Origin of the sequence: Porphyromonas miyakawae, from assembly GCF_045865415.1 — a bacterium.
Lineage (GTDB): Bacteria > Bacteroidota > Bacteroidia > Bacteroidales > Porphyromonadaceae > Porphyromonas > Porphyromonas miyakawae.
Window position 1 is genome coordinate 1,125,026 of the sequence record NZ_BAAFSF010000001.1, and the last position, 15,675, is coordinate 1,140,700.

Sequence of the window (15,675 nt, forward strand, 5' to 3'; positions counted from 1 at the left end):
GGCAGAGTGCCGTATAAATAGGTACGTCTATCCCGGAGCGACTTTGCGCTCCGAGATAGCCGACAATGTGGGTTATGCGTATGCTTTATTAGATTTTGTCAGCAGGCGCATTGACAATAGCGGGAAGCACTTCTTTTTCAAGGATAGTGCTCAGTTCAGCGGCAGCATCACGTGCAGCAGCAACAGCTTTACGTCCTTCGGGATTATCGATCTTGATAGCATCGGTAAAGGTACCGGGGATCGCGTTTATAGCAGCTTGTGAAGCCTTAATGGCTTTGATGGTTTTTTCGTTTAGCTCTTTCTTTCCGAGTGAAATAAGTATATCGGAAACACCCTTTCCGGAGTGGCTCTTATAACTACCCGTGTAGATATTGTAGATACTCTCAATATTGTTGACATAGTCCGTCTTTGAGTTGTGGCTAAAGCGAGACTCTTCAAGGTCGGGGTGGGGCTGACCATCCTTTCCATCGCCCTTACCGTTCAATGGTTCGTCGATCTTGTCGTTGGCCACTTCGTTAGAGATGGATGACATACCTTCCACAAGCTCCTGAATACCACTACGGGTAGAAGGATACTTGCCATTGCCCTCCATACCGGCATTGATAAGCCCGAATACGAAAGTGCTCCACTCGGTTTTCAGGGTAGCGGTATTGTTGTGCAGGTCTTCACCGGCAGCAACCATCATTTCCAATTCGCGTGGAGTAAAGTCTGCAATAGCTTTGTTGCCACTCTCACCCCAAATGATATACTCAAGCAGGTGGAAGCCGCGCGTATCGTTGTTGGCTGCAATTGTTTCGGCGGTAATAGGATCGGTACCCTTGAGCATAGCGTCCATTTCAACCTGATCAACGGGCCACGAGTCCATAGCGGGGTCCAAACCCTGTTGGTCGGTAGGACCAAAGAGGAAAGCTTCGCTCTGTTCCCAAGCTACACGAGCGGCACGCCATGTATCCTTAACGGCCTTCAGATTGGCATCGTTGGGGGTAGCACGAAAAGTCTTAATCGCCTTCAGGTGCTCGCTGGCAAGCTTTTCCAGATCAATGTAGGTAGCCATAATCACGTTGTTGGAAACGTTTTTCAGTACTTCTACCGTGAGTGCATTACGTGTGTCTTCACTCTTCTTCGGCTCCTGTTGGCAGGAAGCTGCCAAGACGCATACCGCAGCGGCAGCTGCTAATGAGATAAGTTTTAGTTTCATAATATTGTTACTTAATTCTTTTGTTCATTTAGTGATACCTTCTGTTTAATAGACAAAGCCCATACTGAGGGAGAATGTCCGCTCGCGCTGCTTGCGTCCTTGCGGTTCGCTGGTCACACGATCGAAATGCTCGGAGCCCAGGATACGATCCTGATACTCTGCCTTCACAATGAGATAGTCGGCCACCTGCCAGTTAAGCCCGGCAGTTATGGTATTTCGCTGCTGACGCGGCTGCTTAACGATCACACCTTCCGTGCGCCACATAGTATCGTAGAAGTCGTATCGCAAGAAGGGATAGAGCTTATGTTTCTGAATACGTGGGGCGAAAGAAAGCACATTGTATCCTATTTCTGCGGCAAAACCCAATGCCTGATGACCCACCGGCGTACGCTTTACCCCCAATGCATTCGATAGATTGCGGTTGCGCTGGCTGATGAGATCGGAGTGCTGAAGAATACCCCATACCGATGAAGCGTTGAAGCGCAAGGGACCGCGATTATAGGAGAAATGACCCTCCATTAGGAATAGATTGCCCTTCACATCATCCATATCCCGCTTCGGACGGTTAGGAGTGGTATTGTTCCAGTAGGCACTCATACCAAAAAAGTTGTCTCTTTCCGGTGCAAAATGCCAATCTATGCGACCACTCACTGCCAAAGCCTCGGCAACAGATTGCTCAAAACGTGTTTGATGACCACGCTTAATCCAATTGCGACTGCTGAAGCCCGACGCATCCAAGCCGCCTGAGAGAGAGAGCTCGTAACGAAGGCGATTATTAAAGAAACCGCCAAATAGCTGTATACCCGGCTCGTACCAACCCATCGGGAGCATAGTATTCTCCATCTCGGGACGAAGAACCGTAAAGTATTGCGTGGGGTGATCCAACGTTTGCCCCAGCCCGATATGCAACTTAAGCTGACCTACACGCACATTAATCCGCGGGTCCAATGCTAATTCGATGAAGCATTTCTCCATTTTAGCTTCACCGCCCTGCTCTACTTCGATCTCGTATTCACCTGCTTCCTCTTGGGAGTCGAATTCCATCGTAGCTCCCGAGCCTCCATATTCGTACTCAAATTCCGTCTTTAGCGTCATCCACTTGGTAAGACGCAAATCCAGGTACATTACAAACCGCTCAAAAGAGAGTTTATCTTTCATATAAAGGTCTGTATCGTACTGGAGATAGTTATGATAATTAACCGTTCCATAGCCACTCAGGCTGATGCGATCTAAGAGCGAACGGGTAAAACTCTTTTGTGGCGTAGCGCTGCTCACAGCGTCAGTAGTCGATGGCGTAGGTGTGCTGTGGCACGCTTCTGAGCAATGCGGAGTCTTTGCCTGTTCATCGGCAGATTGGTTCTGCGCCTTTGCTGAAAAGGCAAAAGGTAGCACCAGCAATAGTGCAATTAGCTTCTTTCGGTACATATTATTCTTCCTTTCCGGGGTGCCTTGGCGGCCACTCCCCCTTTTTCGTCTGCAAAATTAGTATCCGATTCCATGCAAGCTAATACCTACATTTGGTACAAACGAGAGTTCATTTATACCGAATAATAGGTATTCTGAGTCTAAAACAACCCCACCGACTATGGGTGGGATAGTACTTTCATATCGTAAAGAGTCAGAAAAAGCACTCAGCAGGATAAAAAACGCATCAATTAAGTAACTATGGCATACCGAAACATTATTACACGGCAGCGACTGCCACCACTCGTTAGCTTTCCGAGGGATACTTCTATCCGCATGCTGTTTACCGTAACATTTAAAAGGCAACATCATCCACTTCCTTAACTACCTATCTTTGTATGGGAGCAAGGTGACATACACCTTCCGCAAAACAAGAAAAGTGAGAGACCTACTAGATGGGATACAGAGATTGCATAAAAAGCACTCCCTCCCTACACTCTCCCTATTGTATACAGAATTCGATTTAAGCTGTGAGCGTCACCAATACACACAAGATGTAGAGAGTGCCTGAGGCGACCTAAATTAGCATGGCGAGAGGGAGGCTCATCGGCTCTGTCTATATGCCAAGCAACTACCCTACTATGCTTCACATAGTAAACATTACCACCTATAAATTTTCATTTTTTTATCTAGCAATAAAAGTTTACATTTGCAACGCAAATCGCTATGCAGGGGAGAGGGGATCGGGGCGCAAGCCCGCTCTGTCCCTACCAAGCGACAGGCAGCGAGGCGGTACGCCTCAAATAAAAAAAGTAATAATGAACGCGCAGGGTAACGCCTTTTACGGCACCGCATCGTATCGGCAAGCAGACCTTACTACCCCAAAGAGCAGTGAGGGCGATAGCCGGCATTCCGCTTTTCTCTATCGGAATGCCGCTCCCTACGACATAGCCACACCCTTTTGCCCCACATTACTTTGATGGAAATAACTTATACGTCAATAACAGAAAAACATTTAATACACAGCACAAATGCCTAAAGTAACCGTTACAGAAATTCGGAATATTATGGCACTGATGGCATAAAATAGAAAGTAAACAACAAACAGAATAACAGATAAACTCCTCTCGCGGCTACACTGCCAGTGCAGAAGCCCGATATACAAGCAACAATTAACTGTCATGAAAAAAAGATTATTATTCATGTGCGCCCTATTAGTCAGCGTGATTACGCTCTCCGGCGCAGCCAATCGCTCTTTCCGCACGGAAATGGAGCAATGGAATCCCATCGGCTTTCCGCAAGCCTCTAATGATATGACACAATCCCAAGCCGGGGCCCAAACTACTAACCTAACGGCAGGTAGTGCTATCCTACCCACGGTCGCTACGGCAGCGCCCTCCGGCGTGCTACGCGGCGGCTCAACAAACGTGATTTCCTTCACCACTGCAAAGAAGGTTGGGAAGAAGATATCGCTCTTTATGAAATATTCGGGTGCCGCGCCCACGCTGAGCGGTGCTACCGGTACACCCAAGAGCGGGAAAACGATCTCCTATACGCTCACATCGCAAACCGTAACCATCCGGGGCGATGTAACAGTGCTTCTCTGCAATGACAATCAGCTGACCACGTTGGATGTATCAAAGAATACGGCCTTGACAACGCTTGACTGCAGTAAGAATCAGCTGACCGCATTGGATGTATCCCAGAATACTGCGTTGAAATGGCTTTCCTGCTCTTATAATCAGCTGACCACGTTGGATGTATCAAAAAATACGGCCTTGACAAGGCTTGACTGCAGAAAGAATCCGCTGAAGGCATTAGATGTATCCAAGAATACCAAATTGAAATATCTTTTTTGTTCAAAAAATCAGCTGACTGCGTTGGATGTATCCAAGAATACTGCTTTGACAAGCCTAACTTGCTCCTACAATCAGCTGACGGCACTGGATGTATCCCAAAACACCGCGTTGACAGCACTTTACTGCTACAACAATCAGCTGACGGCATTGGATGTATCCCAGAATACTGCGTTGACAGTGCTTACCTGCTTCAACAATCAAATTAAAGGCGAAGAAATGACCCGCTTGGTGAACAGCCTGCCCGACCGTACCGGAAAGGATGCCGGTTCATTTACTGTGGTGCGAGAACCTGGCCTTGAGGGCAATATTTGCCTTAAATCCGATGTCGCTATTGCCAAGGGTAAGACCTGGAATACGCTAAAGTACAACTCCGATACCAAAAAGTTTGTTTCCTACGAGGGTGAAGAGCTAAGTCCTTACATTATGTCCTTCACCACCGCCAAAGCGGTTGGGGAGGTGATATCGCTCTATATGAATTATTCGGGTGACACGCCTACGTTGAGCGGTGCTACCGGTACACCAAAGAGCGGGAAATATGTAACCTATACACTCACATCGCAAACCGTAACCATCACCGGAGATGTAACCTTCCTTTACTGCTCTGACAATCAACTGAAAGCGTTGGATGCATCAAAAAACACTGCGTTGACAGAACTTTACTGCTCCAACAATCAGCTGACCACGTTGGATGTATCAAAGAATACCGCCTTGACAACGCTTGACTGCAGTAAGAATCAGCTGACCACATTGGATGTATCCAAGAATACTGCTTTGACAAGCCTAGATTGCTCCCACAATCAGCTGACGGCATTGGATGTATCCAAGAATACCAAATTGACATATCTTATTTGTTGGAGCAATCAGCTGACCGCGTTGGATGTACCCAAGAATACCGCGTTGACAGCACTTTACTGCTACAACAATCTGCTGACGGCATTGGATGTATCCCAGAACACTGCACTGACCGAGCTCGTCTGCTTCAGCAATCAAATTAAAGGCGAAGAGATGACCCGCTTGGTGAACAGCCTGCCCGACCGTACCGGAAGGGCCGCCGGGAAAATTGTTGTGGTACAAAGCGACGCTGAAAGCAACCGCTGCTTAAAATCAGATGTGGCTATTGCTAAGAGAAAGAACTGGAATACCCAAAAGTACAAAATCGATACCCAAGAGTATGTTGACTACGAGGGTGAAGAGCCTATTCCTTATGCCGTTACGCTCACTAAGGAAGGGGAAGGAACGATCACTGCTACCGGAGCCGCTGACCTTAACGCTGTTTCGGAAGGTACCGAGCTGACGATTGAAGCTACACCGGCTGACGGATACGAGCTAAAAGCACTCACCGCCAACGGCACGGATATCCTCGCCACAAAGAAGTTCGTTGTAACAGCGGCTACCGAAGTAAAGGCAACCTTTACGAAGAAGACTGCTGCGGAGGTAGTAGAAGCCGGCACGCTGCGCCTCTACCCCAATCCGGCAAGCGCATATATCAACATGAAGGGCGCAAAGGCAGATGCCTTGGTACGCCTCTACGACGCCAATGGCGCACTGCGGTACGAAGCCCGCACCGATGCCGACGGCACGTTGCGGATCAACCTATCCGGCTATGCGGAAGGCACCTATCTGCTCCGCATAGGTGACGCCACACAATGCCTCCTCATACAGAGATAACCAAATAACACTACCCACGGTGCAGTAGATGCGCCGTGGAGGTACTGAGCACAACTGATGCACAAAGGACGCTGCGGGTGGCATTCACTCGCAGCGTCCTTCTCTTTTTTTAACATAGTGGGAAAGGCACTACATCAGGGATTTCACAATCAGGCACTACCGGCTATGCACAGTAAAACATTTTTGCCTACCCTCGTCCCCCTTACTATTGTTGGTCGAAGGGAAGAGCTTAGAGGTCAGAAGGAAGCAGCGTTAGCGGTAGTCTGAGGAGTCCATATTGATTTTCCTTAGTAGTACGATTTATTTCTTACGAAGACTTTATTTTCCCCTATTTCCTACGCAACGTCTCAAGGGTAATAATCCTTAGCACCTAAAAGAGCACCTTGCCTAAGAGAGCCGATCTGCCGCTTGATGCGTGCTCTGTAGCAATCTCTTGCAGCGCGACTACCCTTTTTATTCCACCTTATATCTGTAAATATTTATTGTAAAGCGCACCACATAACCTCTCAATTCATTATATCTTTTACTTTGAAAAAGTATGAACTCTATGTTTTTAACCCCCGATTCATAATTATTATTTATATTTGCTCATTGAGAAGCAGATTTGTTTTAGTATGTTCCTAAATAACGCGCTACGAGCAGCCGTCACTCGATGCGAAACTAAAGCGATGGGCGTAGTTACTTCTATGCACACCAACCTTCGGGAGACTTTACAGCCTCTCCGAAAAGAGTCCCCTATCTCCTTTGAGATAATACATAACATATTCTAAAATAGATACAAAGCAATGAAACGAAAGGTATACATTTCTCTCTTCCTTTTCCTCGGCATGCTTTCAGTTGCTGTGCAGGTATTAGGACAGAAATCCGGCTCTGTAGGCGAAGGCATCATCACGCTGACCTCCGCTAAAAATATCGGCGAAACGATTGAATTGAGTATTACGGCTGAAGGCGCTGTCTCCATTGAGGGGGTTAAAGAACAACCACAATCAGGCGACAAGAGCTACACGCTCACTGCTCAGAAGATTATCATCCGCGGCAATGTAACCGCACTGGGCTGCTCTAAGAATAAATTGACAAACTTGGATGTATCGGGCTGTACCACGCTGACCACACTTGAATGCTTTCTCAATCAACTGACTACGTTGGATCTATCCCATAATACGGCATTAACAGACCTCACATGTGGGCAAAATGAACTAACAGAGTTGAATATATCGGGCTGCACCGCACTGACCACACTTGGATGCGAGAATAATCGACTAACGAATTTGGATGTATCGGGTTGCACTGCACTGACTACACTTGAATGCGAAGAGAATCAACTCAAGACATTACACTTATCCGGATGCGCAGCACTGACTACTCTTGAATGCTACACCAATCAACTAACAAGCTTGGATGTGTCGGGCTGTGCTGCACTAACAATGCTTGAATGCTACAACAATCAACTAACGACCTTTAGCGCTTCAGACTGCACTGCACTGGCAATGCTTTCATGTTGGCAAAATCAACTGATCACTTTAGATGTATCAAGTTGCACTGCACTGATAAGTCTTGAATGCGAGAAAAACCAATTAACGAGCCTAAATGTATCGGGATGTGCCGCACTGAACATTCTCTATTGCTACAGCAATCAACTGACTACATTGGAACTATCCAAGAATACTGCCTTGAATGAGTTATGGTGCTACGACAATCAAATAAAAGGAGAAGAGATGACCCGATTAGTCAAAAGCCTACCCGACCTTACCGGAGAGGAGGCCGGTAACTTCCTTGTCATACAAGTGCCCACCCCTGATGGTAATTGGTGCCTCAAGTCGGATGTGGCCATTGCTAAGAAGAAGAATTGGCAAACCATGAAGTTAAATCTTGCAGAAGATCCTTCCGAAGCGGAGAATTACGAAGGGGCAGAGCCTTCTTGTACCGTAACGTTCACTCAAGAGGGAGAAGGGACGATAGAGATATTCGGAGCTGCCAACCTTAATGCTGTAGAGTCCGGTACAGAGCTCGTTGTCTTAGCTACCCCGGCAAAAGGATATGAGCTTACTGCCCTCACCGCCAACGACTCGGATATCCTCGCAACGAAGAAATTCATCGTAAAGGCAGATACCGAAGTGAAAGCAACCTTTACAAAGGAGACTGCTGCGGAGGTGGTAGAAGCCGGCACGCTGCGCCTCTATCCGAATCCGGCAAGCACATACGTCAACATAAGGACAACAAAGGCGAATGCCTTAGTACGTCTCTACGACGCAAATGGCACGCTGCGATACGAAGCGCACACCGATGCCAATGGCACACTACAGATTGACCTATCCGGCTATGCGGAAGGCACCTATCTGCTCCGCGTGGGAGACGATGCGCAACGCCTCCTCATTCGGGAATAAATGAGAATGGACGACAAAATTGATAGTGCATCAAGACAAGCTTTGTGTGTGAGGAGCAGAGCATTCACTTCCTTGCTATAGCAAGTAGTAAGTGCCACGTGACGCCCCTAGTAGAAAAAGACAATCAAACAACTTTATAATTGGTATTAAAAATGACAAAACAAGTACGCATTTACCTATTCCTCTTCCTCGGCATGCTTTCAGCAGGTATGCCGGCATTAGGACAGGGATCCGGCTCTGCGGGAGAAGGTATCATCACGATGACCACCACTAAAAAGGTAGGCGAAAAGATTTTCCTGACTATCGTTGCTGATGGCAGTTTTACTGTTGAAGGAGCTGAAAAAGACTCCTATGGTAACTTTTACTGGACTAATAGTCAGTCAATTACCATACGAGGCAATGTAACCGATCTTAATTGCTCCAATAGCCAACTGACCGAACTAAACGTATCAGGCTGCACCTCATTGACATCGCTTAGCTGCTCTAAGAATCAGCTGACAAACTTGGATGTAACGAAAAGTACTGCGTTGAAAACACTATGGTGCTTTACGAATCAACTGACTGAACTGGATCTATCCCAAAACACAGCATTGACCTATCTACGCTGCTCAGAAAATCAATTATCCTCTTTGGACCTCTCCAAAAACAGCCCATTGAAAGAGCTTTACTGCTCCAAGAATCAATTGTCCACACTGGATCTATCCAAAAATACCTCGTTGACAAAAATCTACTGCAACGACAATAAACTGACCCAATTAGAGCTATCCGCTAACACTCTTTTGGAATCACTTTACTGCTACAATAACCAGCTAACCACATTGGATCTATCCAAAAACACTGCATTGAGATGGCTATACTGCAACCAGAATAAACTGACTACTCTGGATCTATCCAACAACAACGGCTTATGGGAGCTTGAATGCTTTCAAAATCAATTGACGGTATTGGATCTTACCAAGAATGCTGACTTAATGACGCTTTACTGCCAAGAAAATGCACTGACTGCATTGGAGCTATCCAAGAATGAGTTCTTGGCCTATCTCAACTGCTCTAAGAATAAACTAACTACGTTGGATCTTTCCCAAAACACCGAACTGACTAAGATTTGGTGCTCAGAGAATATGCTAACAAGTTTGAATATTTCTAAGAGTGCCGATTTGACCTCTCTCGAATGTAACAACAATAAACTGACCGGCCTAGATGTGTCCAAAAACAGCAGTTTGTCAAAACTAATATGCTATGGCAATCAAATCAAAGGCGATGAGATGACTCGGTTGATCAACGACCTCCCCAACCGCTCGTCAAGGGCTGCAGGTGAACTCGTTGTTGTACAAATACCTCAACCGGAGGGCAACCGTTGCCTTAAATCACATGTTGCCACTGCTAAAGCGAAGAACTGGCAAGTGATGACAATAAATCTTGCTAAAGATCCTACAGAAAAAGAAAGCTATGAAGGTGCAGATGCATACACATTCGCAGTCACCCTCAAGAAGGAGGGCGAAGGAACGCTCACCGCTACCGGTGCGGATAACCTAAATGCGGTAGCGTATGGTACCGAGCTGACTATTGAAGCAACACCTGCAGAGGGGTACAAGCTTGTGGCACTCACTGCTAACGAAAAGGATATCCTTGCCTCCAAAAAGGTTGTTGTGGAGGAGGCTACCGAAGTGAAGGCGATCTTTACTCAGGGTACCTATGCCGTTACGCTCACGAAGGAGGGCGAAGGAATGCTCAAAGCCACCGGTGCGGATAACCTAAATGTAGTAGCGTATGGTACGGAGCTGACTATTGTAGCGACACCGGCAGACGGATACGAGCTGACAGCACTTACCGCAAACGGTACCGATATCCTTGCCACTAAGAAGTTCACTGTTACAGCGGCTACAGAAGTGAAGGCGACCTTTACGAAGAAGACCGTTGCGGAGGTGGTAAAAACCGGCACGCTGCGCCTCTATCCGAATCCGGCAAGTGCATACGTCAACGTAAAGGGCGCAAAGGCGGATGCCTTGGTACGCCTCTACGACGCAAATGGCGCACTGCGGTACGAAGCCCGCACCGATGCCGATGGCACGTTGCAGATCGACCTATCCGGCTATGCGGAAGGCATCTATCTGCTCCACGTGGGTGACGATGCGCAACGCCTCCTCATCCAACGATAACCAAATAACACTACCCACGGTGCAGTAGATGCGCCGTGGAGGTACTGAGCACAACTGATGCACAAAGGACGCTGCGGGTGGCATTCACTCGCAGCGTTTTTATGTAAAAGGGCCGCCTACTTTGGTGCCAATGCACTGCCCCTCCCTTATACGTACCTACTCACATTTATCCGATTCCCTCAAATTTCCGCCAGTAACTTTTATCCAAATATTTAAAACCGGATTATTTATCTTTGTAGCATAAGACTTAATAAAATAAGCAAAATGGAAAAGCATATTGCAATCTTCGACCTTATCGCATCTTGCCTGATGCCCGTTTTTGCTCAGTCTTTTGTGCCAAAGTTATACGCTACAAGTACGACACAGACTTCGTGTACCCCTACTCGGTCAGATGTAAATCCGTACACAGGCGCCCCGGGGTCTCGTGCACATAATTCTTCAACCTACTCCTCTGATCCCCCTATCCATACAGGTAGCCAAGGCGGCCGGTACTATATCAATAGCAGTGAAACTTATATTCCAAAAAGAAATCGTAAAAAAAAAAAAATCAAATCCCATATAATATGAAATCCACATCATTAGTTTTGTCATTAGCAATATGTCTGTTGTGTGCATCTTGTAATTCCCAAAAGAACAACGAGAATAGCTATTACATTGATTCTTTGGACGATTCATACATCGATAATGCACTTAGCAGCGGTTCAAATCCCTATGATGAGGATGCCGATATTGAAAGCGATCCCTACATAAGTAATCATCTCAGTACAGGCTCTTTAGTTTACTCAAATGAGTCATTCCACTCGGGTAAGGGGTCAGAAATATCAGTTATTACTTCAAGCAATTCAAATTGTGATGTGGTAGTAATATTAAAATCAGGTGGAGTGATCGTACGAAATGCTTATATAGAAGCCGGAGATTCCTATTCATTCAGTATTCCCAATGGAAATTATCAAGTATTTTTCTATGGAGGAAGAGGATGGAATCCTAATAAGACCATGCCTAATGAACAATTAGGAGGATTTGTTGCTGACGAATCTTATTCGAAAGATTCTCCCGTATCATTACATGATGAAAAATTGACTTATGAATTAATACTACAGACAAATGGTAATTTCAGCACACAGCCGAGCAGTCCAAAAGAAATATTTCAGTAAATTACAATTTGGAAATGTACGCTTACTATAAAATAACACCTTGAAATGACATGAAGAGAAGCTATCTTTTGGTCATATGTTTGACCTTTGCCCTCTTTTTCTCTCAAAAGGCATGGGGACAAGTCAGTTTCTATGATGCGAGGGTGAGCGACTACGGGCAGTTGGAGCAAGTACTGGGCGACAAGTGGAACACGATAGACTCATTGGTCGTGCATGGACCTATCAATGCTGCCGACTTTAAGACCATCGTTCGATGTGCAAAAGAGGGTTCTATGCGGATTGTCAATTTGCAACATGCACAAATTGAGCACAACAAGATTCCTGATTCCGGCTTTGTCGATTGGGGGTGGTACTCTGCAGGGCATTATTTGGATATTCGCCGCATTATTCTTCCCGATGATATTACGGAGTTCGGGTTCTGTGCATTTTTAGGATTGACATTAAGGACTATCAATATCCCCTCTTCATTGAGAAAGCTGGGAGAAAGTAGTTTTGAAGATAATAAATGGCTCGCAGTGAATCCTCTAATAATACCGGAAGGAGTTACGGAAATCCCGGTCAGATGCTTTCAATGGTGCGATAGTCTTCAAAAAATTGTTCTCCCCTCCTCGCTCAAAACGATCGATCAACTTGCCTTCTATTACGCAAAGGTGAAAGAGATGAACTTCCCCGATGGCTTGGACAGTATCGGATTCTCCGCCATATATGCTACAGATCTTACGGAGATTGTCTTGCCAAACAGCGTAAAAAGAATAGGGGTTGCAGCATTCTCTGACAACAAGAGACTAAAGAGAGTAGTTTTACCGGAAGGACTCTTAGAAACCCCCAAACGACTATGCAGTTTGTGCTCAGAGTTGGAAGAAGTAGCAATCCCGAAGTTTGTAACTAAAATTGATCGCAACGCATTTCAATGGTGTTATAAACTTAAGACAGCACTTCCACCGAATTTGATTTGGATCGGATGTGATGCCTTTAGTTACTGTGCGTTGGATTCCATTGTCTTTCCATCTACTGTAAAATACATTGAGGGCGGAGCTTTTGAGGACTTGACTTCCCTACAAAAGATTTACTCTCTTTCATCCACTCCTCCTGTTTGTACAGAACATCCCATGGGAATCAATCCCGGAGAAGGACCTTTTCATAGCTTCACCCCCAACGACATACCTGTATATGTCCCCATAGGTTCGGGCGAGAAGTACCGTCAGGCTTTCGGTTGGCGTTACTTTACCAATATCATAGAGACGGATAAGCTCCCTACAGGGATAGAGCCCCCTCAGGTGGACCATGCCGGGAAGTACAAGATCTATGGAAGAGAGGGCCGACTGGTCATTGAGGTAACAGAAAGCCTTTCCTCTCCTGTTTCGTATGCTGTTTATGCCATAGATGGGACGCTGATAGCGCAAGGAAGCCTTTCCTCCTCCCATTCCATCCCAATGCCGTCCACAGGCAGCTATATCGTCCGCATCGGCCACACAATTCGTAAAATATGGATGTAGGCGGCATAATACCGATGTATAGCCGCAAGTTGTTGGCTTCGAGACTTGTCTTTCCCACTTTATATCATTCCCTCTTTGCAGCAATCCCGACCCCATTAAGACTGCACGATGGTAATGCCAGTGGAGCCAAGTGACATCCATCCCATTATTGAGATAGAGGCATACCGCTACTTGCATTTCCCTTGCTTGTGGCTCTTTGTGCCTGGAGTGGATTGCAAAGCCGATGCTACCGTTCTCGTCTGCAGAGAAAGCAGAGCTTGCTTCGGTGGTTTAAAGGTTTCCCTTATCATCAGTACCCGAAACGGTGGTGAGCTGTCCTGCTTCTTGCTGGTTCTTTACCTCGGTGCGATCCTCTAAGACCAGCACGTAGTTGTCATTGCCATTTGCTTCCATAAATCACTCTGTTTGATTTGAATAATACCTTTCAGACAGCAAATATATAGGCTAAAATCACCTCTTCTAAGTCTCAGGGAATTATAAGGAAAGGATGTGATGAAAAAGAAAATTCGCCCAAGATTTAGTAGTTTAATTTTTTTATGACTAACTTAGCACCCAGAAAGAATATTATTACAGTAGTACTAAACGATGATAAGTAAGAGTGAAGAACGTAGGAATCAAATTCTTGTAGGGGCATTCAAACTCTTTTTGGTAAAGGAGTATGCGGATGTCACTACAGCGGATTTGGAAGAAATAATCGGATTGTCTAGGGGAGCTATATACTATAAGGTAAAGAACAAAGAAGGACTATACAGAGCGGTCATTGACAAATTCGTTTTTGAACTCCTATCTAACTCCTTAAAGAGAGAAGAGCTTGTATCAAATGAGAAGCCATTTCTTAGCTTCATTATGAACGAATTAAATCTCACGAAAGAGCGGATGAATTCTGTAAGGAACACCCTTATAGATGCGAACTCCACGGAGTATATCAACCTACTATCCTCTGCCAAATTTCATTACGAAGGGTTTAATGATAGGTGCAAAGCTTTGGATCAAGAAATAACACAATTGTGGCTAACATATTACGAGAAAGGCCTCTCAGTTGGGGAGCTGAATCAAAGCATTGACCCGCTCCTTGTCGTATCTATGTTTCGATCATTATATTATGGAGATTCATTTATCCAATCCATAACAGGGAATGAGTTGGATATTGACGAGTTGAAAAATAAATACTTACTGCTATATAATTCTATACGCTTATGAGGAATGTATACATCAATAAGGTCGCGATCTTTTTGCCTAAAAAGCCTATATCCAACGAGGAGATGGAGGCTTATATTGGTCTCATTGGTGGGAAACCGTCGAAAGTTCGGTCTATTGTCCTCAAACAAAATGGTATAAAGACTCACTATTACGCGTTGGACGAAGAGCATACAATCACACACTCTAATGCCCAGCTTGCAAAAGAAGCGGTATTGGGACTGTTTGAAGAAAATGCTGTCCCGAGTGACATCACTCTCTTAGCTTGTGGCACAAGTACTCCAGATCAGTTGCTCCCATCGCACGCCTCTATGGTACATGGTGAGTTGGGTAACTTCCCGATGGAGATATTCTCTTCTTCTGGTGTATGTCTGACCTCATTACAAGCTTTGAAGATTTGCTATAGTAATATCCTCGCAGGGTTGCACGACAATGCTGTTTGTGTAGCTTCCGAACTGACCTCACCTGCTTTGGTCTCCAAGTTTTACGATCCCGAGTATGAGGCGACACACGACAATCCAGACAAAGATCCTTATATGGCTTTTGAGAAAGACTTTATGAGGTTTATGCTTTCGGATGGGGCTGGGGCTGTATTGCTACAAGACCATCCAGAAGGAGATTGTCCTCTTAAAGTGGAGTGGGTGGAAATGACATCTTATGCCAACGAGTTGCCTACCTGTATGTTTATGGCAGCCGAGCTAGAGACTAATGGACGACTAAAGAGTTGGAAGGAGTTCTCACCAGAAGAAATCAAGGAGCGTGGTGTTCTTGTAGGGAAGCAGGATATTCGTCAGCTAAAAAAGCATGCCATCAAGTATTGGGTGGATCATATCGAAACCGTTCTCGCTAAACACAAATTGAATCCAAAAGAGGTTGATTACGTTTTGCCACATCTCTCTTCAATGCTCTTTTACGACCAAGTGAATGAAGAACTCAAATCTCGTGGTATTGCATTAACGAAAGAAAAGTGGTTTGTCAACCTCCCCTCTGTCGGAAACGTTGGCTCTGCTGCCATTTACGTGGCGTTGGAAGAGCTAATGCGAACGAAAGAGATAAAGCAAGGACAGAAGATACTTCTTCTTGTTCCTGAGAGTGGAAGATTCTCCTATGGAACGGTGCTGTTAACAAGAGTATAGTTGAAGGAGGTTCATTCCGT

11 protein-coding genes are annotated in these 15,675 nt (G+C 45.6%); 8 read left to right on the forward strand and 3 right to left on the reverse strand.

Annotation, left to right across the window (positions count from 1 at the left end; genetic code table 11):
- Positions 1 to 88: 88 nt before the first annotated feature.
- Entirely contained in the window at positions 89 to 1,198 is a 1,110-nt protein-coding gene (locus ACLWMH_RS04605) for an imelysin family protein (protein WP_411915568.1), read from the reverse strand.
- Between the two features lie 45 nt (positions 1,199 to 1,243).
- Complete coding sequence (locus ACLWMH_RS04610) at positions 1,244 to 2,623, reverse strand: autotransporter outer membrane beta-barrel domain-containing protein (protein ID WP_411915569.1); 1,380 nt, start codon at positions 2,621 to 2,623, stop codon at positions 1,244 to 1,246.
- A 797-nt stretch (positions 2,624 to 3,420) separates the two neighbouring features.
- Here ACLWMH_RS04610 and ACLWMH_RS04615 point away from each other — a divergent pair.
- The 6 genes from ACLWMH_RS04615 to ACLWMH_RS04640 all read left to right on the forward strand — a co-directional run bounded on the left by ACLWMH_RS04615 (position 3,421) and on the right by ACLWMH_RS04640 (position 13,322).
- Positions 3,421 to 3,582, forward strand: coding sequence for a hypothetical protein (locus ACLWMH_RS04615; protein ID WP_411915570.1), 162 nt, complete (start codon positions 3,421 to 3,423; stop codon positions 3,580 to 3,582).
- A gap of 201 nt (positions 3,583 to 3,783) precedes the next feature.
- Complete coding sequence (locus ACLWMH_RS04620) at positions 3,784 to 6,129, forward strand: leucine-rich repeat domain-containing protein (protein WP_411915571.1); 2,346 nt, start codon at positions 3,784 to 3,786, stop codon at positions 6,127 to 6,129.
- Between the two features lie 785 nt (positions 6,130 to 6,914).
- Positions 6,915 to 8,513: a T9SS type A sorting domain-containing protein gene (locus tag ACLWMH_RS04625; RefSeq protein WP_411915572.1), complete on the forward strand. Its 1,599-nt coding sequence runs from the start codon at positions 6,915 to 6,917 to the stop codon at positions 8,511 to 8,513.
- Between the two features lie 152 nt (positions 8,514 to 8,665).
- On the forward strand, positions 8,666 to 10,672 hold the full coding sequence (locus ACLWMH_RS04630; RefSeq protein WP_411915573.1) for an InlB B-repeat-containing protein: 2,007 nt from the start codon (positions 8,666 to 8,668) through the stop codon (positions 10,670 to 10,672).
- 563 nt (positions 10,673 to 11,235) lie between these two features.
- Positions 11,236 to 11,826 carry a hypothetical protein gene (locus ACLWMH_RS04635; protein ID WP_411915574.1) on the forward strand — a complete coding sequence of 197 codons (591 nt, stop codon included), beginning with the start codon at positions 11,236 to 11,238 and terminating at the stop codon, positions 11,824 to 11,826.
- 50 nt (positions 11,827 to 11,876) lie between these two features.
- The gene (locus ACLWMH_RS04640; RefSeq protein WP_411915575.1) at positions 11,877 to 13,322 is read left to right on the forward strand and encodes a leucine-rich repeat domain-containing protein; all 1,446 of its coding nucleotides are present in this window, start codon (positions 11,877 to 11,879) and stop codon (positions 13,320 to 13,322) included.
- A 270-nt stretch (positions 13,323 to 13,592) separates the two neighbouring features.
- Here ACLWMH_RS04640 and ACLWMH_RS04645 read toward each other — a convergent pair whose 3' ends face one another.
- Positions 13,593 to 13,715 carry a hypothetical protein gene (locus ACLWMH_RS04645; RefSeq protein ID WP_411915613.1) on the reverse strand — a complete coding sequence of 41 codons (123 nt, stop codon included), beginning with the start codon at positions 13,713 to 13,715 and terminating at the stop codon, positions 13,593 to 13,595.
- A 192-nt stretch (positions 13,716 to 13,907) separates the two neighbouring features.
- Between ACLWMH_RS04645 and ACLWMH_RS04650 the strand changes: the two genes are divergently transcribed.
- The gene (locus tag ACLWMH_RS04650; protein ID WP_411915576.1) at positions 13,908 to 14,522 is read left to right on the forward strand and encodes a TetR/AcrR family transcriptional regulator; all 615 of its coding nucleotides are present in this window, start codon (positions 13,908 to 13,910) and stop codon (positions 14,520 to 14,522) included.
- Positions 14,519 to 15,655, forward strand: a complete 1,137-nt coding sequence (locus ACLWMH_RS04655) for a StlD/DarB family beta-ketosynthase (protein WP_411915577.1) — start codon at positions 14,519 to 14,521, stop codon at positions 15,653 to 15,655. The genes ACLWMH_RS04650 and ACLWMH_RS04655 overlap by 4 nt, the downstream gene beginning before the upstream one ends.
- Positions 15,656 to 15,675 lie beyond the last annotated feature (20 nt).